Genomic DNA, 24,206 nt, shown 5'->3' on the forward strand with positions numbered 1-24,206 from the left:
CACAAAAGACTAGGAGTCTTTAAAGGAATAGGTTTAGATAGTTAGTAAACTTTGCGCCTTCTTTGTGAACTTAGCGGTTAAGAGAAATTATGGAATTAGACGAAAAAAAATATTTATACCTCCTTTTTATACTACCACTTTTGGTGTTGGTTTTTCTAGCCAATTTATATTGGAAAAGAAAGAAACAACGCGAATTTGGAGATTTGGAAATGGTAAAAAGACTGAGCCCGGAAAGTTCTGTTTTTAAACCAGTTTTGAAATTAGGAGTATTGCTTTTGGCATTGACCGGATTAATTCTTGGATTGGTAAATCCAAAAATTGGTACCAAAATGGAAACTGTAAAAAGAGAAGGAATCGACATTGTTTTTGCAGTGGATGTTTCCAAAAGTATGCTTTCTGAAGATGTAGCGCCAAATCGTCTGGATAAAAGCAAGCAAATTGTTTCGCAAATTATCAACCAATTGGGAAGCGACAGAATAGGGATTGTGGCATATGCAGGAAGTGCTTTCCCAGTATTGCCTATCACTACGGATTATAGCGTTGCAAAAATGTTTTTGCAAAGCATGAATACAGATATGGTTTCCTCGGTAGGAACATCATTCAACGAGGCAATCAAATTATCATCAACGTATTTTGATGATAAAAAAACGAGTAAGTTGTTGATTATGATTTCTGATGGTGAAGACCATAACGAAGGCGCAGAAGAAGCAGCGGAAGAGGCGAATAAACTAGGAATTAAAATCATTACAATTGGTGTTGGAACTGAAAAAGGAGGTACGATTCCATTGAAAAAAAATGGGATTATTGAAGGTTTCAAAAGAGATAACAATAATGAAGTAGTTATAACGAAATTGGTTCCAGAAAGCCTGACAGCGATTGCTAAAGCGACGAAAGGCGGTTATGTAAACGGAAACAACACTAAAGAAGTACTTGAATATATTAAGAATGCATTGAATAATATTCAAAAAACAGAATTTGAAGCAACAGAAATGGCTGATTTTCAATCGCAATTTCAATGGTTTTTAGGTTTTGCTTTTGTTTTCTTATTTCTGGATATTTTCCTTTTGGAAAGAAAAACAAGTTGGGTAAACAAATTGAATTTATTTAACGAGAATAAAAAAGTTTAAAGTATAAAGTTGCGCTCCATTATTGGAACAAAAACACTAAGTATACTTTGACACTTACATTTAAAAATACAATGAAAAACATAATTTTATATCTGTTATTGCTTTTTTCTTTTGTTGCAAACGCACAACAGAAAGATAGAATATTGCCTAAAGCGAACGAGGAATATGCTGAAAATAAATTTGTAGATGCCGAAGCTAATTATAGAATTTCGGATTCAAAATTTCCAAATAAAGCAACTGCACCTTTCAATTTGGGAAATACTATTTATAAACAAAAACAATCTTCGGAAGCAAAATTTGCGTATGCTAAAGCATTAAAAAATTCAAAAACAAGACCTCAGAAACATAGAGCCTTTCATAATCTAGGAAATGTTTTCATGAATGAAAAGGATTATACGCAAGCAGTTGAAGCCTACAAAAATGCCTTAAGGAACGATCCAACAGATGAGGAAACGCGTTATAATTATGCTTTGGCAAAAAAAATGCTGAAAGAAAATCCTCCAAAGGACGATAATAAAAAAGACGACAAAAAGAGCGATAAAGACAAGAAGGACGATAAGAAAGACGGAGAAAAAGATAAAAAGGACAATAAGGATAAAGAAAAGAAAGACGATAAGGGAGATAAAGACAAGCAAAATAAAGACCCTAAACCGAATGAAAATGGAGAGCCAAAACCAGCTCCCGGTGGAATTTCTAAAGAACGTTTAGAGAATCTTTTGAATGCAGTGAATAAAGAAGAAAAGAAAGTGCAGGATAAAGTAAACGCCAAAAAAGTACAAGGAAAACCAGTTAAGACGGAGAAAGATTGGTAGTTCAATTAGATAATTTGAAAATGAAAAGATTTATAGCAGTACTAGTTTTAATGGTGTGCAATTTACTTAGCGCTCAAGTACAATTTGAGGCTAGAGTGAGTAAAGCGACACTAGGTATAAACGAGAGACTTCGTATCGATTTTATGATGAATGTAGATGGAGATAATTTTGTCCAACCGTCTTTTGAGGGATTTAGAATTATTGCGGGACCAAGTCAGCAAGTCAGCCAGTCTTGGGTGAACGGAAGAAGTTCTTTTGAGAAAATATATTCTTATTTTCTTTTGCCAAATCAAAAAGGAACATTGGTTATCAAGCAAGCCGCAATCGAATACAACGGGCAAATTTATAAAACATCGCCGATAAAAATAAATGTCACTGCTGCAACGGAACAGCCTAGAGATCCTAACGACACCAGTATTTCAGCGGATGATAATATTTATCTTGTTGCTGATATTTCTAAAACAAATCCTTATGTAAACGAGCCCATTACGGCGGTTTATAAGCTGTATTTCAGTTATAATATTGGAGTCACAAATTCTAACGAAGTCAATAAGCCAAAATACAATGATTTCTGGAGTCAGAATATTGATATAAAACGGTTTGTTGTTGAAGAAGGCATGTTTAAAGGGGAGAAATACCGTTTTATTGTGCTTAAAAAAATAGTTTTGTATCCTCAAAAATCAGGAAAGCTGGTTATTGAACCGTTGTCATTAGATATTGATGTTGAATTGCCGTCGAATCGTAGAGATATGTTTGGTCGAATGGTTGTCACCGAAGGAAGGAAGAGAGTTTCTGCAGGAGCGAAAACCATAAATGTTAAGCCACTTCCCGAAGCAGGAAAACCGGATGACTTCTCAGGAGCTGTTGGAAATTTTGATTTCAAAGTAACACCAACGAAAACCGATTTAAAAAATGGAGAAAGCCTGGACTTGGTGGTAAGTGTAACCGGAAAAGGGAATCTGAAATTATTCAGTTTGCCAAAACCGATAGCGCCAAATGCCCTCGAAATGTATGATGCAGTTCATAGCGAACAGATCAACACGCCGCTTTCAGGAATGGCTGGAAAGATTTCGGACAGCTACACCATCGTTCCGCAATACAAAGGGAATTATCCTATAAAACCATTAAAATTCACGTATTTTGATTTGGGTTCCAAAACCTATAAAACGCTAAGTTCTCCAGAGATAATGATTAATGTTCTTGACGGTCCTTCGCCTACTGATGCGACCGTTGCTTCTGGTGCGGATGCAAACAAGAATAAAATAGACAAAGTAGAGCAATTCAAATTCATAAAGTTAGAAAGCAATCTTTTGACGATGAATAAGAAAGACTTCTTTGGGTCTAATTTATTTTACGGATTGTTCTTTTTTCCCTTTTTAATGCTGCCATTAATTGTATTATTTAAAAAGAAAAAAGAAGCTATTGATGGTGATATTACCGGAAACAGAATCCGAATGAATAATAGATTGGCAAAGAAATATTTATCGGAAGCCAAGAAACAAATCAACAACAAAGAACTGTTTTACATTGCGTTGGAGAAAGCAATGCATAATTTCTTGAAAGCCAAGTTGCATATTGAAACTTCAGAAATGAGTAAGGATAATATTCAAGAATTGTTGTTGTCAAGAAATGCTAATCCTGAAGCGGTGACTGATTTTATTGCACTTACGGAAAACTGTGAAGTGGCACGATATGCGCCATCATCAAGTGTGGCTGTTCAACAGGATTTTGACAAAGCCGTTTTGATTATTTCAGATTTAGAAAAACAGATTGCTTAACCACAAAGGGCACAAAGAAGGCGCTAAGTACACTAAGTTTAAAAAATAAATGACTGAAAACGAAATATCAAAAATTGTATTTGAAAGTGCGCTAAAAGTTCACAAGGTTTTAGGCCCTGGATTATTGGAAAGTGCTTACGAAGAATGCCTGTTTTATGAACTTAAAAAGTTTGATTTAAAAGTTGAAAAGCAAAAAGCACTTCCCTTGATTTATGAAGAAGTGAAACTGGATGTTGGTTACAGAATTGATATAATTATTGAGGATAAGTTTATTGTTGAGGTAAAATCTGTTGAAGCTTTAACAGATATTCATTTGGCTCAATTATTAACGTATTTGAGATTGTCAGATTGCAGATTAGGATTACTAATCAATTTTAATGTTAAATTACTAAAAGAAGGAGTGAGAAGAGTTATTAATGGAGCACTTTAAATAGTGATCTTTGTGGCTTCTTTGTGACCTTCGTGTTTAAATTTTTATGAAAAACATACTTTATATATTATTACTTTCAACCCAAATTTTCTTTGCCCAAAACGGCTTTGAAAAAGGGAATGAATTGTATAAAAATGGGGAATTCGAACAGGCAGTTCAAGCGTATGAAAGTGTTTTGACAGAAAGCAAACACTCTTCTGAATTGTATTTTAATTTAGGAAATGCGTATTATAAGTTGAATAAAGTAGCGCCTTCTATCTACAATTATGAAAAAGCATTGGTTTTAAATCCAAATAATAACGATGCGATTAACAACTTGAAATTTGCTCAAAAACGAACTATCGATGAAATTAAAGTAATCCCAAAAGTAGGTTTTGCAAAGCTGATTCGTGATTTTACGGGAATCTATCATTATAATACGTGGGCATGGATTTCTGTTGGACTGGCAACGGCGTTCCTGTTGTTTTTTGTCGGGTATTATTTTTCCCAAATTACACTTTCAAAAAGGATTTTCTTTTTTGGAATGTTTGTTCTTTTTTTTCTAATTCTAATCAGTGTTTCCTCTACAATTTTTGAAAAAAGTCATTTTGACACTGAAAAACCAGCGATTGTTTTTGCTGAAATGGCCAATGTGAAAAGCGAACCCAGAAATGGCGGTCAGCCAATATTTGTGCTGCACGAAGGAACAAAAGTTTATGTGGAGGAAATCATTGGAAAATGGAAAAAAGTACAACTAACAGATGGAACTGAAGGCTGGATTGAAAGCAGTGCAATTAAGGAAGTGAAATAATAGTGTTTAATTTGACCACTGATTACTTTTTCTTCAAATCATCATACCAATTTTCTATCGAAGGATACATGAATCCTGCTGTTTTTTGGATTGGATTATAAAAAAGAGAATTATCTAACGTTTCTTTTTTGGCTATAAAATTGTGATAGTTTATTTTTTCGAAAACCTTGAAAACAATTCCGATTATCAAAATTGTTTTTAGCACCCGGAAGAATCCGCCACCAATCTTATTCAACCATCCTAAAAAGGCAAAATCAGCTATTCCGGTGAGGAATTTCCCCAAAAGTGATATTCCAATTACTACCAGTATAAACGTGAGTACAAAAGCAATTACTTGGATTGTGTTGGGATTCCATTTCACAAATCCAGCTAAGATTTCTTTGATAAATGACGAAAATTTTATGGCAAAATAAATTCCGGCCAATAGCGAAACTAAAGAAGCTAATTCTACAAAAAGACCATTTCTAATGCCTTTATACAAAGCAAAAGCAAGTAATACACCCAAAATAATATCCAAAAATCCCATGACACTTAATTAAGAAAAATAAAAGTGCAAATATAAAAGAATTGTTCTTTACCATTGCCAATTTTCAACTTCTTATCTTTGTCAAAATAATTTTATAGATTGTGGATTCATAATTCATAATTTATAATTCATAATTAAAGAAATGTCAAGAGACAAACAACTTAAAGAACGCTGGGAACAGCTTGTAAATATACTTTCCAATCAATTTTCTCAAGGTGAGGATTTAGATCTCGACGCTATTATTTATCTAATTGGCGTACAAGAGCTTGGGAAAGTGCACAGTGAATACAAAAAAGACGAAAAATTAAACCTGATGCACATCGCGATTTGCAGGTTATTAGAGCCTTATGGTTTCTATGAATTTGAGTTTTTTGATGAAGAAGGCTGGCCGCATTACAAAGTAAAAGAGGAATTACCACCGCTTAAAGCTGGAGAACAGTCGGTTTTGATGAAAGAAGCTATTGTAAATTATTTTCTGGAAAGAGAACTGATAGAGTAGTGTTCAGTGAAAAATACCTAGCTTAAATGAGCTTTTTATGGCTTAATATAGAAGCAGAGCAGCGGTGAAAAGTAATCTAACAATTTAGAATGGAAACTTTAAACTTTAAAGAGTATACTTGGAACAAATTCCCTAAATTTGCACTCTCAATTATTGGATGAAAATGATAGATAAGATAAAAGAATATATTGGCGAAGCACAAGCTTTTTCAACGCAAAACGCAGCTGAATTAGAGACATTCCGAATTAAATTTCTGGGAAGCAAAGGACTTTTAAAAGACCTTTTTGCTGAATTTAAAAACGTTCCTAACGACCAAAAAAAGGAATTCGGACAGGTAATCAATTTGCTTAAAACTTCTGCCGAAGACAAAGTAAAAACCATACAGGAATCTTTAGAAAGTAAAGAAGAAATCAAAGGTTTTTATGGTGATTTGACGCGTTCGGCTGAACCAATAACTATTGGTTCTCGTCACCCTATTTCATTGGTAAAAAACCAAATTATAGACATCTTTTCAAACATTGGTTTCAACGTTTCTGAAGGTCCGGAAATCGAAGATGACTGGCATAATTTCACTGCATTAAACTTACCGGAATACCATCCGGCGCGTGACATGCAAGACACGTTTTTCATTCAAACAAATCCTGATATTTTGTTGCGTACGCATACATCATCCGTTCAGGTGCGTTATATGGAAAATAACAAACCGCCTATTCGTACGATTTCTCCGGGAAGAGTATTCCGTAATGAGGCAGTTTCGTCCCGTTCACACTGTATTTTCCACCAAGTGGAAGGTTTATATATTGACAAAGACGTTTCTTTTGCCGACTTAAAACAAACGCTTTTGTATTTTACGAAAGAGATGTTCGGAAAATCAAAAATCCGTTTGCGTCCGTCTTATTTCCCGTTTACTGAGCCTAGTGCTGAGGTTGATATTTATTGGGGTCTAAAAACAGAAACCGATTATAGAATTACCAAAGGAACTGGTTGGTTAGAAATCATGGGTTGCGGAATGGTAGATCCTAATGTTTTGAAAAACTGTGGCATCAATCCTGACGAATACAACGGTTTTGCATTCGGGATGGGAATCGAAAGAATTGCCATGCTGTTGTACCAAATAGGTGATATCCGTATGTTCTACGAAAATGACGTTCGTTTCTTGGAGCAATTCAAATCCTCAATTTAGTAAAAAGTTATAAAGTCTTAAAGTCGAAAGAAATACCTGTTTTAGATTTTCACCCGACTTTAAGATATTAGTACTTTAGACATTACGACTAACTTATGAAAAAAGACATCATTATTCCCGAAGTAGAAAACGTTTTTCTTGCTGTAGTTCAAGAATGGAGTGACGATTTCATGGAAAAAGTATGGTATGCTTATTTAGTAAATGATAGCGATTACTTAATCGAAAGTGTTATGGTGGTTTCCAAAGCCTTTGGAACCATTGACGGCGAAATGAAAAAGACATCACTTCTGCGTCACGCTTTTGTAGCAGTGCCACCGGTTTCAGTGGTGAAAATCGAAATGATAGATAAAAGTGTTTTGGTGCTAAACAATGAGTTCATGGTAACGTTTTTCATTGGAGACAAATTATACGATAAAAAGTTCATTTTCAAAGCACATTCCATCCATGAGGATTTCGTTGAAGAAGTGCCTATTTTATTTGTTGACGGTGTTATCGTGAGATAATTTAGTACTATTTTATTTTTTTTCTTCCAACTAAAATAACTGACTACAAATATCCCGGCTAAAACAAAATAAAACGTTCGGAGTAGATTTTTTTGGACAAAAAGGCATCTTCAAAAGTCATTTAGAATAGGTCAAAAACGCACAAGCATAAGGAAAGAATCATTCCCCAAATCCCACCGGTTTTACCCTGGAATTTCCATCTTTCACTCGTAAAATTATTTAGCGGCTTGTTGTTTAACCTTGGCTTTCCAGGTAAAATAACCTAAAACAAATATCCCTACAGTGATATAAGCAGCTGCGCGAATATAAAAATTAGGTGTAGCAACCTGTTCTGAAAAAGGAATTTCTTTAATGTCGAATAATACATTGAAAACCGTCATAAATAGACCCCAAATTCCACCAGTTTTAATCTGGTATTTCCATCTTTCGCTCATGAAGTGATTGGTTTTGATTATTAAATCTGTAGCTGAATTAATCCAGTTTGTCAGTAAGTTTTTTAAACACGGCCTTAGCTTCCTGTCCTTCGTATAAAATACTGTAAACGGCATCTATAATTGGCGTTTTGGCACCATAAGCTTGATTGAGTTTATAGGCGCTTTTTGCGGCATAATATCCTTCGGCAACCATACTCATTTCCATCATTGCTGATTTAACCGTATAACCTTTGCCAATCATATTTCCAAACATTCTATTTCTGGAAAATATAGAATAACCTGTAACCAATAGATCGCCTAAATAAGCAGAATCATTGATGTTGCGTTTCATTTTATGGACTTTCTTGATGAATTTTTTCATCTCTCGAATCCCATTACTCATCAATACGGACTGGAAATTATCGCCATAACCTAAACCATGGGCAATTCCCGCTGCAATGGCATAAATATTTTTAAGCATGGCTGCATATTCCGTTCCAATGATATCATCTGTGATTTTAGTCTTGATGTAATTTCCAGATAAATTTTTAGCAACAACTTTAGCTTTATCCGGATCGCCACACGCAATGGTAAGGTAAGAAAGACGCTCCATTGCTACTTCTTCGGCATGACAAGGACCTGTAATTACACCTATATTATAATAGGGGATGTCATATTTTACATGGAAATGTTCTCCTACAATTAAACTCGTTTCCGGAACAATTCCTTTAATCGCTGAAAAAATAATTTTATCTTTCAATGAAACCGTTAGTTTTTCTAACTCACCATCTAAAAAAGCAGAAGGAATAGCAAAAATGATGTAATCTGCATACGCTACAGCTTCATTGATATCGCTGGTCAGTTTCAGTTTATTGATGTCGAATTCTACAGAACTCAAATAGTTTGGATTGTGTTTGTATGCTTTAATGTGTTCTATAGCAGCTTCATTGCGCATATACCATGAAATTTCGGTAAGATTTACACATAACATTTTTGCTATCGCTGTCGCCCAACTTCCACCACCTATTACTGCGAATTTTATATTTTCAGCCATTTTTTTATTGAATTTAATCAAAAGTACTTAAAAAAGTAGTGATTATACAAATAAAATTAGAACAAGAAGGTCGATTTTTAAACGTGTTGGAAATATTACAATTCTAACAAGCAAAAAATAATTTTAATTTTTTTTGTTTTTTAACACAATATAAGTATCACTATTTCGTTCTTGTTACTTATTGTTTAATAATTTAACAAAATAATGCGAATTGAGTTAGTTAGTTATAATTTAGAATTTTAAAAGGCGTTCCCAATAAAATGAGAACGCCTTTTATTTTATACTGACTCTATCAGTTATCTGGTGATTTGAATTAATAACTCATTTCAACAATAGATTTCACCTTTTCTAAAGTAATATTTTGCTTTTCTCCCAATCCTAACCAACCTCTTTCTTCAAAACGATTTACAATGAAATCAGCCGTTTTGTCAAACTCTTTAGTGTAATCTGACAATTTGGTTTCCATTCCCATCGTATGGAAAAATTCTACCGTTTTGTTGATAGCTTCATTTGCAATTTCGTGCTCAGTTCCGGTTAAATTGAAAATACGTTTTCCGTATTGTGCTAATTTTCCCTTTTTAGTTTCAAACATCACTCGGTATAAATTTGGACCCACAACTGCCAAAGTTCTGGCATGATCGATTCCGTACAAAGCCGTTAATTCGTGACCAATCATATGCGTTGCCCAATCCGATGGAACTCCTTTTTGGATTAATCCATTCAAAGCCATGGTACAACTCCACATAAAGTTAGACGCCAAAGCATAATCAGTAGGTTTTTCAACAACATCAGGACCCACTTGAATCAAGGTTTGTAAAATACTTTCGGCAATTCTATCTTGAAGATATCCTTCGTGCGGATACGTTAAATATTGTTCTAAAACGTGGGTGTAGGCATCTACAACTCCGTTTTGCAATTGTCTTTTTGGTAAAGATTCAATTACGGTTGGATCGCAAATAGAAAATTTTGGGAACAAAGCGCTACCGCCAAATGATAATTTTTCTTGCGTAGATTCAATAGTAACAACTCCACCGGAATTCATTTCACTCCCAGTTGCCGGTAATGTCAGAACAGTTCCAAAAGGAATAATTTTAGAGACATCTTTGGTCAACACTCTTTTTTGAAGAATGTCAATTGGGTTTCCGTCAAAATGTACGGCAGCCGAAATGAATTTTACTCCATCAATTACTGAACCACCACCTACAGCAAGTATGAAATCTATTTTTTCTTCTTTGATAACTGCAACTGCTTTCATCAAAGTTTCAAAATGTGGATTTGGTTCAATTCCACCAAATTCCACAATTTCAAAACCTTTTAAAGCATTAATTACCTGTTGATGGATTCCATTTTTGAAAATGCTCCCACCGCCATACGCGAGAAGAATTTTTGCTCCTTGTGGAACTAAATTGGAAAGTTTTTCAATTTGTCCTTTTCCAAAAACTAAATTGGTAGGATTGTATAATTCGAAATTTAACATGTTTTTATTTTTTTGAATTCAATTGGTTTAATAATTTTTCGGCAACTAATTTAGACGAAGCAGGGTTTTGACCTGTAATCAATAATCCATCTTCCACGGCGTAAGGATGCCAATCTGCAGCTTTTGAGTACGTCGCGCCATTGGCCTGCAACGCATCTTCTAATAAAAACGGTACTACATTGGTTAAACCTACAGCAGCTTCTTCGGTATTAGAAAAACCGGTTACTTTTTTACCTTTTACTAAAAATTCGCCATTTATTTTTACGTTTTTCAATACCGCTGGTGAATGACAAACAAAAGCGACTGGTTTGTTATTGGCGTAAAATGCTTCAATCAAAGCGCTTGAAGTTGCATCTGTAGCTAAATCCCATAACGGACCGTGACCTCCGGGATAGAAAATAGCATCATAATCAGACTCTTTTACATCCACTAATTTTTTTGTGTTTTTCAGTTTTGCCAATAACTCAGTATCGGCATCAAATCTTTTAGTATCCTCCGTTGCAGCTGATGGATCTTCACTTTTTGGGTCAATAGGCGGTTGTCCACCTAGCGGAGTAGCAACATCAATAGTTACTCCTTTATCTAATAATTCGTAATAAGGAGCCGCTAATTCTTCGGTCCAAAACCCTGTTTTTTCTCCTGTGTTACCTAATTTATCGTGACTGGTAACAACAAATAATACCTTTTTCATATTTTTTTTATTTTGTGCAGTTGCAGTAATGTAACTTGCGGTTAATGCTATAATGGCAAATAGTGCTGTTTTTTTCATTTCTAATTTTGTTTGTACAAATTTAGGTCGAATATGCTATTAGTAAAAATAATTTAAATTATGTTTGTGATAAATATATTTATATCATGGTCAATCTCGAATGGTACCGAACGTTTAAATCCGTTTATAAAAATGGTAATTTTTCTTTGGCTGCCAAAGAATTATTTATCAGTCAACCTGCTGTTAGTCAGCAAATATCCATGTTGGAAGCGCATGTAGGATATAAACTTTTCAATCGAAAGTCAAAAGGCGTTGAACCAACGGAATACGCTAAGTTACTCAATAATTTAATCATCGAGGCGTTAGACCGATTGGAAAATGTGGAGAATGGTTTTCGTGCCAAAGCGTTCAATGCCAATCGATTAATTTCAATTGGAATCTCGAAACATTTGATGCGAAGTTTGGGGAGTGCTTTGGTTTCAAAATTTGATTTTATCGATTTTAGCTTCCATGAAAACGATATGCTTTTTGAATTAGTCGATTCTAAAAAACTCGATTTTGCAATTGTTACCAAACAATATGACACGTTTGACACCATTCAGAAAAAGGTAGGAGAAATTAAACAAGTGATTGTTGGCTCAAACACTATTGATGCTTCCGAATTAAAATCCAATATCAAAATAAAGGATTTCTCTGCTATCGAACATTGGTTAAACGACCAAAAATGGTTCAGTCACAATGCGCAAATTCCGCATATAAAATTATTCTGGTTGCATGTTTTTAATAAAAAACGACCTTCGATGATTCCCAATTACATCATTCCGTCCGAATATGAAATGCTCGAAATAATTTCGAAAAACACTGGTATCGCTGTCGTTTGGGATTGCAATGCGAGAAGTTTAATGGAGGAAAATAGAATCCAATTGTTGTGGAACAGTAAGCAAATGCCAAGTACGGAAGTATTTGTATTATCCGGTAAAAATGATAATTTGAGTACTATTTTTGAGAATATTCAATTGGAATTGAAAAGAGTTTTGGCGTAATTACTTTTTATAAAAGTTATTGTGATCAATGTATTCCCAAACTTTTGCAGGCAATAAAGGCTGTACATTTTTCCCTTTTTTAATATTATCCCGAATAAATGTCGACGATATTTCGACAACCGGAGCATCAATCATGTGAATTTTTGGGTGGTTCTTGAAAGTTGGATTTTCTGTTTCCGAGGAAATTGCCTCCCCTGTTCGACCTTTGGCTTCGAGTCTTGGGTACACATAAATCTCGTGATGCGCCAGAATCACTTCGTAGTTTTTCCATTTGTGCAACGACCTGAGATTGTCTTCGCCCATGATTAAGGAGAACTCGTAATTTGGATATTTTTCCTGTAAGTGAACTAAAGTATTCACGGTATAATTAGGTTGGGATAACTTAAACTCGATATCCGAAGGCTTAATTTTTGGAAAATCTTCTGTGGCAAGATGCACCATTTGTAACCGATGGTAATCATCGAGCAAAGTGCTTTTTTTCTTCAAAGGATTGTGTGGCGTAACCACCATCCATACTTGGTCTAAATCGGCATGCTCCGCCATGTGATTGGCAATGATGAGATGCCCAACATGAATGGGATTAAACGTTCCGAAATAAAGACCTATTTTCATGCTTGAAAGTTAGAAGCTATTCGTTAAAAGTTGTTAACGAATAACCTTTAATTTATAACGTTTTTTTATTTGACAAAATTCTTTACCAATTGATACGCTTCTTCAAGAGCAATATCTAAATCGTAGTTTTTTATAATCACATCAAATTGTGGTGCTGTAGCCAACTCAACAGAAGCTTTAGCGATACGCATATTGATTTTGTCATCACTCTCGGTAGAACGTTCCTTTAATCTTCTTTTGAGTTCATCCACGCTTGGTGGTTTCACGAAAACAGCTAAAGTTTCTTCAGGAAATTTGTGTTTAATACGCAATCCGCCAGATACATCAATATCAAAAATCACGTTTTTTCCTTTAGCCCAAATGCGTTCCACTTCACTTTTTAGGGTTCCGTAGAAATTATCACGATAGACTTCTTCCCATTCCAGAAAGTCTTCGTTTTTGATGTGTTTTTTAAATTCTTCGGTAGACATGAAATAATAATCTTTTCCGTTTACTTCTTCGCCTCTAGGTTCGCGGGAAGCTGCCGAAATCGAAAATTCAAGATTCAAATCTTCTTTACTTAATAAATGTCTAACTATGGTAGTTTTCCCCGATCCCGATGGTGCTGAGAATACGATTAATTTTCCTCCTGTGCTCATGTTGTTATTTAATTCTAGTCGCAAAAATGCTTCTATCTTTATGCATAAAGACGCGATGAATCGCGTCTTTACCTAATATGTTTTACAATACGTTTAATACTTGCTCCTTGATTTTTTCCAATTCGTCTTTCATCTGAACGACTAATTTTTGCATTTGAGCGTGATTCGATTTAGAACCCATTGTGTTGATTTCACGTCCCATTTCCTGGGTAATGAAACCTAATTTTCTACCATTAGCTTCAGTTCCGTTGATGGTTTCCAAGAAATAATCCAGGTGATTCGTCAAACGTACTTTTTCTTCTGTGATGTCTAATTTCTCTAAATAATAAATCAATTCCTGCTCAAAACGATTTTCATCTACATTCACTTTAAGTTCTGAGATTGCAGTTTGCAAACGGTCTTTTATCGCCTGAACACGTTCTGGATCAAGTGCCAAAGCTTCGGTCATGTATTGACGAATGTTGCCAATTCGCAATTGAAATTCTTTTTCAAGTGAAGCGCCTTCATCTCTTCTAAAGTTCAGGATGTTTTGCAACGCTTCTTCGATAACGGTTTGGATTTGTACCCAGTCGTTTTCATCGATTTCGTCGCGTTCTATTTTCATGGTATCCGGCATACGAACAGCCATTTTCATTAGTTCGGTTTCATCAGCATCAGCATAAACTTCTCTTAACTGGTTGATGTAGGCTTTTACAATCGGCACATTCACTTTCGTAGAAGTTTGTTCCGCAGTACTTTCGATAAAAATAGAAAAATCTACTTTTCCTCTTTCCAGTTTTAGTGCAATTTGGTTGCGTAAACCCAATTCCATTTCGCGGTACAGCGAAGGCATTCTCACATTCAAATCCAAACCTTTACTGTTTAAGGATTTTACTTCTACCGTGATTTTTTTGGTTGGTAATTGCAAAGTAGCTTTACCAAAACCCGTCATTGATTGTATCATATAATTTTCTAAAAGAGGTCAAAGATAATAAAAAAGTGGTCAGAGGTCATTTTTTAGTGTTCAGGGATGTGTTTAACTTAATTTATTCATTAAATAAAACAATATTGGTTGAGAATGGAACATAGTATAATTCTTTATTTAGGCACTGAACACTGCTTACTTCTTCTGTGTCACTAAATAAATGCCGACAAATATTAAAACTGCTGAACCAATTTTCACCAAGCTCAATTCGTCTTTACCCAAGCTTATCGCAAAAACAGTTGCGAACAGCGGTTGTAAATAAATAAAAACGGCAACCGTGGTGGGTTTTAATTCTTTCATCGAAAGCAAATTCAGTAAATAGGTCAGGAAAGTTGAAAAAACAACCACAAATCCTATTTTCCAGCAAATATCCATGGGAACTAAAGCCCATTCAACAGCTTGAAATTGGCTCCAGCCAAAAGGCAAAACCATAATAAAACCGAACAAATAAATCCATTTTACAAACGTAAAAGCATTGTACTTATCCATCAATTTCTTGACTATAATCAGGTAAAATCCATAAGAAATGGCGTTGACCAAAACCAGAAAATTTCCTAATCCGGCGTTTGTGGCGCTGCCAATGGATTTTCCGTACAGAATAAGAAAAGCAGTTCCTACTAAACCAAGGATAATCCCGAAAATCATTCGTTTTTGCATGCGTTCCTTCATAATCAATGCTGAAAGCGTCAAAACAATCATCGGTGTGGAAACCATAATCACCGCAGCACTAATGGGAGAAGTAAGGCTTAATCCTTTGAAAAATGTAAGCATATTGAAAGCGACACCAAAGAAAGCTGCTGCAATAATTCGTGGGAAATCATTGAGTGCGATTTTTTCTTTTGGTGTAAATAACCAAACCAGCCAAAACAGAATCATTGAACCACCGGCGCGCAACAAGATGAAGCCATAGGCGTCAATGTACAATGGCATGACATCTTTGGCAATGGTAAACGTAACGCCGTAAATCAAGGAAACAATTGTGGCGCCAATAAGTGCGAGATTTCTTTTAGACATTTGCAAAAGCAAGCATTACTTGATGCATGTTTTGTTGGGTGTTGCCAATGTAAATTTTGCCTTTGATAATAAAAACAGGACGACTCAAAAACGTGTAATGTTCTAAAATGTATTTCTTGTAATCGTCTTCAGTCAACGATTTATTCTTCAAATCCATTGATTTGTACAACTGTGCTTTTTTGCTGAAAAGGGCTTCGTAACTTCCGGAAAGTTCGCGCATTTGCTCTAATTCTGCTACAGTAATTGGATCTTGTTTGATGTCGTGAAACTTCAAGTTGTGATCTTTCGGTAATGATTTTATGATTTTTCTGCAGGTATCGCAAGAAGCGAGATAGTATATTTTGTCCATGTAAATAGCAATTTCTTTGTGCAAAGAAAATCCATTTGATACGGAAAATGATTATTTTTATCAAAAAAATAAAAAAATGAATCAATTATTCGATGTCAGCACTACAAGCAGAAATATGATTTCAAAATTTCTATCGGGATACACTCTTGACCAACTCAACACGATTCCGGAAGGAATCAGCAATAATTTGATTTGGAATATTGGTCATATTATCGTGTCACAACAAATGTTAGTGTACAAGCTTTCTGGTTTGCCCATGATGGTTTCTGATGATTTAGTCGAGAAATACAGAAAGGGAACCAAGCCTGAACACATTGCCACGCAAGCTGAAGTGGACGAAATCAAATCGTTGTTGTTTGAAACAATCAGCCAGACCAAAGTAGATTATGACAATAAAATTTTCAAAAATTACATGGAATATACCACTTCAACAGGTGATCATGTCTTGAAAAATGCCGAAGATGCCATGGCTTTCAGTAATTTCCATGAAGGGCTTCACATTGGGATTATGATGAATGTCAGAAAATTTATTTAACTGCCAAATAATCATTCACTTCAGTGTACGGCAATAATAATTCTTTAGGTCCATCAGCATACGATGCGGCTTCGTAGGAATTGTAATAAAGCAGTAATCCTTTATCGGTATAAAAAATATTTTGGGGCAGATTGAATTTCTCATCTTCAAACATCAATCCGGTTGCATTGATTGATTTGTTTGCGGGGATTTTATATTTGGCTCTGAATTTTTTTTCGGCGAAAGCCATAAAAGTATTCTTGTCATGGAACAATTCGGCATTCGAAATGGATTTTCCGGTAGTTGGGTCAAAAAGCAGTGAACGCAATCCTTGATATCCGTGAGCGCCGCCAGTGTAGGTATAATGGTTGATTTCTATATTCAAAACACTTTCGGATTGGTATTTTATGCTTCCTTTGATTTCGGCTTCCCAGCCAAAGGTGTCATTCGGAAATTCTTTTTGGAGTTTCTCATAGGAATCAATAAAGGAGGCTAATAATCCATTGTAATCTGTTGATGTATATGGTTTTTCGCCAAAATAAATAATCTCTTTCAATACCGAAAACACTTTTTTATTGATGCTGTCCGCTACAATAGGGTCGTTTTTTGCAACAGGAATTTTTACAGTTATCTCAGGGCAATTTTCTTTGCAGGGTAAAGTTGTTTTTTTCTGAAAAGATTGGTCTTTAAAAGCCAATTCGTTCGAACAACCCGTTATTAAAAAAAGGATTACAGCAAAAATTATAAAGTATTTCATCTCAAAATTGTTAATTATATACAAAGGTATCAACTTGTGGCTTGGTTAAAATAAATTAAAGGGTAAATTTGTGAAGTTATTTAGCATTTAAAATTAAAAAGATATGAAATTCAATACGAAGGTTATCCACGGTGGTCAGCATCATGATCCAAGTACGGGAGCAGTTATGCCGCCAGTATATCAAACGTCAACATTTGTACAAACCAGTCCTGGGCAACCTATAAATCCAGATTATGAGTACAGTAGAGCGGCAAATCCTACTAGAAGCGCACTTGAAAATGCATTAGCAAGTATTGAAAATGGAACACGAGGATTGGCTTTTTCATCAGGATTAGCAGCTACAGATTGTGTTTTACGTTCTTTTAAAGCAGGTGACGAAATCATAGCTATGGATGATTTATATGGCGGAACCTACAGAATGTTTACGCGTATTTATAAAAATTCAGGTATAAAATTCCATTTTGTAGATATGAATGACATCGAGAAATTCAGGTTATTAATCAACGAAAACACGAAACTGGTTTGGGTAGAAACACCAACGAATCCTTTGATGAAATTGGCCGATATTCAAGAAATTGCCAAAATCACCAAGGAAAATAAAATCCTTTTTGCAGTTGATAATACTTTTGCAACGCCTTATTTACAAAAGCCATTAGACTTAGGAGCTGATATCGTGATGCATTCAGCAACTAAATATTTGGGAGGTCATTCTGATGTTATTGCCGGCGCTTTGATTGTAAAAGATGAAGCACTTGGAGAACAATTGCATTTTCAACAATTTGCGACAGGAGCTACATTGGGACCAATGGATAGTTTCTTGGTGTTAAGAGGAATTAAAACCTTGCATTTGCGCGTGGAAAGACATTGTGAAAATGGAGGGAAAGTGGTGGAGTTTTTGAACAACCATCCAAAAGTTAAAACAGTCTATTATCCAGGATTGCCAAGCCATCCGTATCATGAAATTGCTAAAAAACAAATGAGTGGTTTTGGAGGAATGGTTTCCTTTACTTTTGTTTCTGGTAAAAAAGAAGACGCAATTGATTTTCTGGAAAAACTAAACGTTTTCACTTTGGCTGAATCTTTAGGCGGAGTGGAGTCATTAGCGAATCATCCGGCTTTGATGACGCACGCATCGATTCCGGAAGATAAACGTAAGGAAGTTGGAATTACAGATGATCTGGTTCGATTAAGTGTAGGTATTGAAGATGCTGAGGATTTGATTGAAGATTTGAAACAAGCATTAGCATAAATTAATAAAAACAAAACCCCAATTCTAAATTTCAGAATTGGGGTTTTGTTTTTTATATACGGTTGTTTAAATGGCTATTGTAAGTAATAAATGTAACCCACATTAAACCAGACCAACCAGTCATTCGCTTTATTTTCTTTGTAAAGTTCCGGATTAGGATTTAAACCATCTACCCAGTTGGAGAAGAAATATTGAAATCTTAAATCAACCATTAAATCTCGTAATGGACTTAATTTATAGCGAGTTCCCACACTGGATATTACAGACCAAACGGTTCCACCTTCGTTAGAAAACCCGTAAGGGCGACCGTCTGTTGGAGTTAAATATTTAGGGAATGTGGTCAAAGGAGTTCCTAAAGGACCCAGCGTTGATGAGGCTTCGGCATTGTAATAACTGAATTGTCCGCCAAGACTGACAAACGGCCCCAAACTTCCTGTTCTTGCAGTAAAATCACGAATACTCCAAGGGAAAAATTCAAGTTGCATCCCGATATTAGTTACGGCTGTACTCCCCGTCATTGCTTTCAATTGCTCTTTTCCTAGCGAAGGTTTGCCTTCAGTCCATTGTCCAAAATGTTCTAATTCGGTTTTATTATAAGAGAGTTCAGATCTTAATTTGAAATGGTCGTTAAAATAAGTTTCGGGCGTGTAGCAGTTACATTCTGCTTTGTACGAAAAGTTGAGATAATGAATAATTCCGATTCCGATTCCCGTATTTCCGGAGTTTGTAGAAAGATCATGACGTTCCCCATAATCAGATTGAAAAGCAACAGGTCCTGCTATTATTCCTATTTCATGCGAAAACCCACCGAATTGCGCATTTGAATCAGGTGAAAATCCAAAAGAGATTAATAATAAGAGGATTATTTGTTTGGCCATTAGGGTTGTTTTTCTAATCTTGACAAATATATAAAAACATCATACACATATAAAAATAATATGGAAATTAAAAATAAGCAGACAAATTCTTATTTACTTACGAAAGTGGTAGCCATTTGGTTTAAATGAGGATATCATAAACACAATTGTTTAAAAATGCTTAATAAAAAGATAATTCTATTTAGAAATCGAAAAAAACAGAGTCCGAATATTTTTATAAAATGTATCTTTGTAAATTATAACGAAATCGTTTTCTTAATTAATTATTTATAATCTATGTTACTAAAAATAAATGATTTTATGGCTCAAGTTGAGGCCAAGAATCCAAATGAACCTGAATTTATTCAAGCTGTTAGGGAATTTGCAGAGACTGTAATTCCATTTATTGCAGAGCAAAAAAAATACGACGGAAAAAATTTGCTTCTCAGAATAGCAGAGCCGGAGCGTTCTATTATATTCCGTGTTCCTTGGGTAGATGATAAAGGAGAAATTCAGGTAAATAGAGGTTTTAGAATTCAAATGAATTCTGCAATTGGACCTTACAAAGGTGGAATTCGTTTTCACCATACTGTAAATTTATCAGTGCTTAAATTTTTAGCTTTCGAACAAGTATTCAAAAATAGTTTGACTACTTTGCCAATGGGTGGAGGAAAAGGAGGATCTGATTTTGATCCACAAGGAAAATCTGATGGAGAAGTAATGCGTTTTTGCCAGTCTTTCATGACTGAATTGTGCAGACATATTGGGCCACAATTAGACGTTCCTGCTGGGGATATCGGAGTTGGAGCCAGAGAAATTGGATATTTATTTGGTCAATACAAGAGAATAAGAAACGAATTTACCGGAGTTTTAACTGGAAAAGGATTGGCTTATGGTGGTTCTTTAATTAGACCGGAAGCAACAGGTTACGGAGTAGTTTATTTTGCAGAACAAATGCTGAATACTATTGGTCAAAACATCAAAGGAAAAAGAGTATCTATTTCTGGATTTGGAAACGTTGCTTGGGGTGTAGCCTTGAAAGTAAATGATCTTGGAGGAAAAGTAGTTACTATTTCTGGTCCTGATGGTTATATTTATGATGAGGAAGGAATTTCTGGTGAGAAAATTGACTTTATGCTTGAATTGAGAGCAAGAGGCGATAATAGAGCCGAAGCTTATTTAGAAAAATATCCAAATGCAGTTTTCCATAAAGGAAAAAGCGTATGGGAAGTAAAAGTTGATGTTGCTATACCTTGTGCTACTCAAAATGAGTTGAATGAGGAAGATGCTAAAAACTTAATTGCAAACGGAGTTATTTGTGTAACTGAAGCGGCAAATATGCCTTGTACTTTAGAAGCAATCAAATTGTTCTTGAAAGCTAAAGTACTTTTTGCTCCTGGTAAAGCAGCAAATGCTGGAGGTGTTGCAGCTTCAGGATTAGAAATGACACAAAACTCTATTCGTTTAAACTGGACCAGTGAAGAGGTGGATTCCAGATTAAAAGAAATCATGGTTGGAATACACAATCAATGTAAAAAATACGGTACTGACGAAGAAGGCTATGTAAACTATGTAAAAGGTGCAAACATTGCCGGATTTGTAAAAGTAGCTGATGCTATGCTTGCTCAAGGAGTGGTATAAATCAGATTTATTATAATTTAAAAAAGCCTTTCACCATTCCGAAGCTCGGGATTGGATGAAAGGCTTTTTTTTACGTAACAAAATGCTAAGACTTTCGTTTGTTCTATATTTGTAAACCAATATTGATGCAAATAATGAAAAAGAGCGTTTTATATTTTTTGCTTTTACTTTTTATCCAAATGGGTTTTGCCCAAAGTAACTTGTCGTGGCAAGGTTATTTCTCTTACAATGAAATTAAAGATGTATCAGAATCTGCAACAGCTGTTTTTGCAGCTTCCGAAAATGCGTTATTTTCAAAGAATTTAGCAACAAACGTAATTAAAACTACCAATACTATTGACGGCCTTTCCGGACAGACTATTTCATCGGTATACCATAGCGCAACATTCAATAAAACAATTATTGGTTACGAAAACGGACTGATAATAGTGATTAATGAAGCCGATGGAAGCATGCTGAATGTGGTCGACATTATCAATAAACAACTTCCTCCGAATATAAAAAAAATCAATCACTTCATGGAATTTGAAGGGATTGCATATGTCTCCTGTGATTTTGGAATTGTTCAATTTAATCTGGCTACCATGCAATTTGGGGACACTTATTTTATTGGCGACAACGGAGCCGAAATCATTGTGAACCAAACAGCACTTTTTAACGGATTTATTTATGCTGCTACAAATAGCGGTATAAGAAGAGCCAATAGTTCTAATAAAAATTTAATCGATTACAATCAATGGGAAACTATTGCAACTGGAAATTGGTCAAGTGTAGTGACTTTTGGAACGGATTTGTATGCCATTAATGCTGCGGGATATATTCATAAATTTAATTCGGGTTCCAATTCTTTTACAGGGTTTATTACCCTTTCTCAGCCTTCACTGGACATGAGAGCAACGGCGGATTATGTAATAGTAACTACTTTGAACAGTATTTATATTTACAACAATCAGATGGCTTTGGTGCGTCAAATAAATACAAATCAAATTACCGATAGTAATCCAAGTTTTACGTGTGCAACTATAATAGGAAATGCTGTTTTTATTGGCACAAAAGAAAATGGATTGATTACAGCTTCACTTTCATCGGCAGTAACTTTTGAGAATATAACGCCTATTGGTCCTTCGCGTAACAATATATTTGCGCTTCAAGCCACTACAAGTGCACTCTGGACGGTTTACGGAGATTATTCCGCAGATTATAATCCGTATCCGTTAGATAGTTACGGTATCAGTAAATTTAGCGAAACCGGATGGTTGAATATTCCTTATGAAGATGTTTTAGGAGCACAATCGATGACCAGAATTACGGTAAATCCCAGCAATGAAAACGAAGTATATGCGAGTTCTTTTTTCTCAGGTTTGTTAAAAATAGAAAATGATAAACCTACAATTTTATACAATCAAACCAATAGTGGCCTTGAGTCGTTAACCTATTTAGGTCCAAGTTATATTGATGTCAGAATAAATGGAGCGGCATTTGACAAATCAGGAAATCTCTGGGTTAATAACAGCAGGATAAAAAACGGATTGAAAGTATTTAGAGCCAACGGACAATGGCAAAGCTATTCGATGGATACTATTTTGGATTCCAGTGAAGATGTAAGTATGGGTCGAATGGTTATCGATAAAAATGGAACAAAATGGCTGTGTACTATCGGTGATGGAGTTATTGGTTTTAATGAAAGTAACAATGTTTTCAAAAAAATAACAACTGGACCAGATACTGGAAATCTCCCAATTTCAGATGTAAGAGCACTTGCTGTGGACACCAGAAACCAACTTTGGATAGGAACTACAAAAGGATTGCGGGTTTTACCGAATGTAGGTAGTTTTCAAACGGAAGACCAAATGACAGCGAATCCTATTATTATTTTAGACGATAATCTGGCGCAAGAATTATTATACGAGCAATTTATTACTGATATTGCTGTTGATGGAGCAAATAATAAATGGATTGGCACTGCCGATTCGGGGTTGTTTTTGGTCTCGCCAAACGGTCAGGAAACCAAATATCATTTTACGATAAATAATTCGCCGTTGCCCAGCAATGTGATCAATGACATTGATATCAATAGCGCTACGGGCGAAGTTTTTATAGCTACTGCTAAAGGGTTAGTTTCTTTCAAAGGAACTGCGACTGCGCCAAATGATGATTTAAGCAATGCCTTTGTGTATCCAAATCCAGTGCGGCCAGAATACCAAGGAACGGTTAAAATTGCCGGATTACTGGATAAAGCCAATATTAAAATTACCGATATCGAAGGAAATCTGGTGTATGAAACCATTTCTGAAGGCGGAACAATAGAATGGGATACCACCGCTTTTGGGAAATATAAAGTTGCTTCGGGCGTGTACATGATTTTTATTTCGGCACAAGACGGAGTGGAAACAAAGGTTAAAAAAGTAATGATAATTAGATAACTCTGGGTTTTAGAAGATTTAAAACCAACACTTAAAATGCTTGTAAAAACCAAAGCCATCGTTCTTTCATCTTTAAAATTTCAGGAAAAAAGCTTGATTGTAAAATGCTTTACGCTGTCGCATGGTTTGAAATCGTATTTTGTTCGCGATGCTTTTTCAAGTCGAAAAGCGAATCAGAAAATCGCTTATTTTCAGCCGTTGACCATTCTCGAAATTGAAGCAGTTCATAAAAATAAAGGTACTTTAGAAAATTTCAAGGAAATAAAAATCGCTTCTCCTTTTCATTCGATTCATTCAGATATTTATAAGAGTACAATTGTGATGTTTATTTCAGAAATGCTGCATCATTCTATTCACGAAGAAGAAACAAACGAACATCTGTTTACCTTTCTTGAAACCGCTTTGCATTGGTTGGATAATCACGATGAAATAGCCAATTTTCATCTGATTTTATTATTGGAAACCACTAAATATTTGGGTTTTTATCCTGATATTTCTGATATGGACATGCCTTTTTTCGAAATGAACGAAGGTGTTTTCACGCCTTTTCATGCCATCAGTTCGCTCACGGAACATGAAAGCAATTTATTCAAAAAACTGATCGATTTAAAATTTGATAACAATCAAAAAATATTCCATGTCATTGAAAGACAAATCGTTTTGAGAATACTGATCGATTACTACAGTTTTCACTTGGACGGCTTTAAAAAACCAAAATCTTTAGACGTTTTGAAAGAAGTTTTCTCTTAGAATTTAAATTTATGGTGAAAATATAATTTTGCACTGTAAAGTAAAGTATATTTGTCTTTTAATCAAGTTTGTTGTTCTTTATGGAAAGCAAGCT

26 protein-coding genes are annotated in these 24,206 nt (G+C 35.0%); 14 read left to right on the top strand and 12 right to left on the bottom strand.

All coding sequences use genetic code 11. The annotated features are described in order from the left end of the window. Window positions 1-89: 89 nt before the first annotated feature. The 5 genes from QLS97_RS02890 to QLS97_RS02910 all read left to right on the top strand — a co-directional run bounded on the left by QLS97_RS02890 (window position 90) and on the right by QLS97_RS02910 (window position 4,937). A complete protein-coding gene (locus QLS97_RS02890) occupies window positions 90-1,127 on the top strand; it encodes a VWA domain-containing protein (RefSeq protein ID WP_282714168.1) in 1,038 nt (345 codons plus the stop codon). A gap of 71 nt (window positions 1,128-1,198) precedes the next feature. Further along, entirely contained in the window at window positions 1,199-1,939 is a 741-nt protein-coding gene (locus tag QLS97_RS02895) for a tetratricopeptide repeat protein (RefSeq protein WP_282714169.1), read from the top strand. Window positions 1,940-1,959: 20 nt separating this feature from the next. Beyond that, window positions 1,960-3,717, top strand: a complete 1,758-nt coding sequence (locus QLS97_RS02900) for a BatD family protein (RefSeq protein WP_282714170.1) — start codon at window positions 1,960-1,962, stop codon at window positions 3,715-3,717. Between the two features lie 49 nt (window positions 3,718-3,766). Further along, window positions 3,767-4,147, top strand: coding sequence for a GxxExxY protein (locus tag QLS97_RS02905; RefSeq protein ID WP_282714171.1), 381 nt, complete (start codon window positions 3,767-3,769; stop codon window positions 4,145-4,147). A gap of 46 nt (window positions 4,148-4,193) precedes the next feature. Further along, window positions 4,194-4,937 carry a tetratricopeptide repeat protein gene (locus tag QLS97_RS02910; protein ID WP_282714172.1) on the top strand — a complete coding sequence of 248 codons (744 nt, stop codon included), beginning with the start codon at window positions 4,194-4,196 and terminating at the stop codon, window positions 4,935-4,937. Between the two features lie 22 nt (window positions 4,938-4,959). On the opposite strand, the gene QLS97_RS02915 is transcribed toward QLS97_RS02910, so the two are convergent. Further along, a complete protein-coding gene (locus QLS97_RS02915; RefSeq protein ID WP_282714173.1) occupies window positions 4,960-5,463 on the bottom strand; it encodes a CvpA family protein in 504 nt (167 codons plus the stop codon). 142 nt (window positions 5,464-5,605) lie between these two features. On the opposite strand from QLS97_RS02915, the gene QLS97_RS02920 reads away from it, so the two are divergent. From QLS97_RS02920 to QLS97_RS02930, 3 genes are all read left to right on the top strand, one after another. Further along, complete coding sequence (locus QLS97_RS02920) at window positions 5,606-5,962, top strand: hypothetical protein (RefSeq protein ID WP_282714174.1); 357 nt, start codon at window positions 5,606-5,608, stop codon at window positions 5,960-5,962. A 163-nt stretch (window positions 5,963-6,125) separates the two neighbouring features. Further along, window positions 6,126-7,145 (top strand): phenylalanine--tRNA ligase subunit alpha, encoded by a 1,020-nt coding sequence (gene pheS / locus QLS97_RS02925; protein ID WP_282715531.1) that lies wholly within the window; start codon window positions 6,126-6,128, stop codon window positions 7,143-7,145. A 95-nt stretch (window positions 7,146-7,240) separates the two neighbouring features. Beyond that, window positions 7,241-7,648 (top strand): hypothetical protein, encoded by a 408-nt coding sequence (locus tag QLS97_RS02930; RefSeq protein ID WP_282714175.1) that lies wholly within the window; start codon window positions 7,241-7,243, stop codon window positions 7,646-7,648. Window positions 7,649-7,863: 215 nt separating this feature from the next. Here the strand turns inward: QLS97_RS02930 and QLS97_RS02935 are convergent, their stop codons facing one another. From QLS97_RS02935 to QLS97_RS02950, 4 genes are all read right to left on the bottom strand, one after another. After that, on the bottom strand, window positions 7,864-8,082 hold the full coding sequence (locus tag QLS97_RS02935; RefSeq protein ID WP_282714176.1) for a hypothetical protein: 219 nt from the start codon (window positions 8,080-8,082) through the stop codon (window positions 7,864-7,866). A gap of 37 nt (window positions 8,083-8,119) precedes the next feature. Next, window positions 8,120-9,115 carry an NAD(P)H-dependent glycerol-3-phosphate dehydrogenase gene (locus QLS97_RS02940; RefSeq protein WP_282714177.1) on the bottom strand — a complete coding sequence of 332 codons (996 nt, stop codon included), beginning with the start codon at window positions 9,113-9,115 and terminating at the stop codon, window positions 8,120-8,122. A 313-nt stretch (window positions 9,116-9,428) separates the two neighbouring features. After that, the gene (locus QLS97_RS02945) at window positions 9,429-10,592 is read right to left on the bottom strand and encodes an iron-containing alcohol dehydrogenase (RefSeq protein WP_282714178.1); all 1,164 of its coding nucleotides are present in this window, start codon (window positions 10,590-10,592) and stop codon (window positions 9,429-9,431) included. Window positions 10,593-10,596: 4 nt separating this feature from the next. Continuing rightward, window positions 10,597-11,361 (bottom strand): type 1 glutamine amidotransferase domain-containing protein, encoded by a 765-nt coding sequence (locus QLS97_RS02950; protein WP_282714179.1) that lies wholly within the window; start codon window positions 11,359-11,361, stop codon window positions 10,597-10,599. Between the two features lie 86 nt (window positions 11,362-11,447). Here QLS97_RS02950 and QLS97_RS02955 point away from each other — a divergent pair, with 86 nt between their 5' ends. Continuing rightward, the gene (locus QLS97_RS02955; RefSeq protein WP_282714180.1) at window positions 11,448-12,344 is read left to right on the top strand and encodes a LysR family transcriptional regulator; all 897 of its coding nucleotides are present in this window, start codon (window positions 11,448-11,450) and stop codon (window positions 12,342-12,344) included. Here the strand turns inward: QLS97_RS02955 and nadD are convergent, their stop codons facing one another. The 5 genes from nadD to QLS97_RS02980 all read right to left on the bottom strand — a co-directional run bounded on the left by nadD (window position 12,345) and on the right by QLS97_RS02980 (window position 15,921). Then, window positions 12,345-12,956 carry a nicotinate (nicotinamide) nucleotide adenylyltransferase gene (nadD, locus tag QLS97_RS02960; protein ID WP_282714181.1) on the bottom strand — a complete coding sequence of 204 codons (612 nt, stop codon included), beginning with the start codon at window positions 12,954-12,956 and terminating at the stop codon, window positions 12,345-12,347. Window positions 12,957-13,021: 65 nt separating this feature from the next. Beyond that, the gene (gmk, locus tag QLS97_RS02965; protein ID WP_282714182.1) at window positions 13,022-13,594 is read right to left on the bottom strand and encodes a guanylate kinase; all 573 of its coding nucleotides are present in this window, start codon (window positions 13,592-13,594) and stop codon (window positions 13,022-13,024) included. Between the two features lie 82 nt (window positions 13,595-13,676). Then, the gene (locus QLS97_RS02970; RefSeq protein WP_282714183.1) at window positions 13,677-14,537 is read right to left on the bottom strand and encodes a YicC/YloC family endoribonuclease; all 861 of its coding nucleotides are present in this window, start codon (window positions 14,535-14,537) and stop codon (window positions 13,677-13,679) included. Between the two features lie 156 nt (window positions 14,538-14,693). After that, on the bottom strand, window positions 14,694-15,572 hold the full coding sequence (locus QLS97_RS02975; RefSeq protein WP_282714184.1) for a DMT family transporter: 879 nt from the start codon (window positions 15,570-15,572) through the stop codon (window positions 14,694-14,696). After that, entirely contained in the window at window positions 15,565-15,921 is a 357-nt protein-coding gene (locus tag QLS97_RS02980; protein ID WP_282714185.1) for an arsenate reductase family protein, read from the bottom strand. Before QLS97_RS02980 ends, QLS97_RS02975 begins: the two co-directional genes overlap by 8 nt. A 76-nt stretch (window positions 15,922-15,997) precedes the next feature. Here QLS97_RS02980 and QLS97_RS02985 point away from each other — a divergent pair, with 76 nt between their 5' ends. After that, window positions 15,998-16,456 carry a DinB family protein gene (locus tag QLS97_RS02985; protein WP_282714186.1) on the top strand — a complete coding sequence of 153 codons (459 nt, stop codon included), beginning with the start codon at window positions 15,998-16,000 and terminating at the stop codon, window positions 16,454-16,456. On the opposite strand, the gene QLS97_RS02990 is transcribed toward QLS97_RS02985, so the two are convergent. Continuing rightward, a complete protein-coding gene (locus tag QLS97_RS02990) occupies window positions 16,449-17,192 on the bottom strand; it encodes a DUF3298 and DUF4163 domain-containing protein (protein WP_282714187.1) in 744 nt (247 codons plus the stop codon). The two genes, QLS97_RS02985 and QLS97_RS02990, sit on opposite strands and share 8 nt — an antisense overlap. Window positions 17,193-17,295: 103 nt before the next feature. Between QLS97_RS02990 and QLS97_RS02995 the strand changes: the two genes are divergently transcribed. Then, complete coding sequence (locus QLS97_RS02995; RefSeq protein ID WP_282714188.1) at window positions 17,296-18,441, top strand: cystathionine gamma-synthase; 1,146 nt, start codon at window positions 17,296-17,298, stop codon at window positions 18,439-18,441. 74 nt (window positions 18,442-18,515) lie between these two features. Here the strand turns inward: QLS97_RS02995 and QLS97_RS03000 are convergent, their stop codons facing one another. Beyond that, window positions 18,516-19,319 (bottom strand): THC0290_0291 family protein, encoded by an 804-nt coding sequence (locus QLS97_RS03000; protein ID WP_282714189.1) that lies wholly within the window; start codon window positions 19,317-19,319, stop codon window positions 18,516-18,518. A gap of 276 nt (window positions 19,320-19,595) precedes the next feature. Between QLS97_RS03000 and gdhA the strand changes: the two genes are divergently transcribed. From gdhA to recO, 3 genes are all read left to right on the top strand, one after another. Next, window positions 19,596-20,939 (top strand): NADP-specific glutamate dehydrogenase, encoded by a 1,344-nt coding sequence (gene gdhA / locus QLS97_RS03005; RefSeq protein WP_282714190.1) that lies wholly within the window; start codon window positions 19,596-19,598, stop codon window positions 20,937-20,939. A 134-nt stretch (window positions 20,940-21,073) separates the two neighbouring features. Continuing rightward, on the top strand, window positions 21,074-23,362 hold the full coding sequence (gene porZ / locus QLS97_RS03010) for a type IX secretion system anionic LPS delivery protein PorZ (RefSeq protein ID WP_282714191.1): 2,289 nt from the start codon (window positions 21,074-21,076) through the stop codon (window positions 23,360-23,362). A 36-nt stretch (window positions 23,363-23,398) separates the two neighbouring features. Continuing rightward, window positions 23,399-24,112 carry a DNA repair protein RecO gene (gene recO, locus QLS97_RS03015; protein ID WP_282714192.1) on the top strand — a complete coding sequence of 238 codons (714 nt, stop codon included), beginning with the start codon at window positions 23,399-23,401 and terminating at the stop codon, window positions 24,110-24,112. Window positions 24,113-24,206: the final 94 nt, after the last annotated feature.

Source organism: Flavobacterium yafengii (assembly GCF_030010375.1).
Lineage (GTDB): Bacteria > Bacteroidota > Bacteroidia > Flavobacteriales > Flavobacteriaceae > Flavobacterium > Flavobacterium yafengii.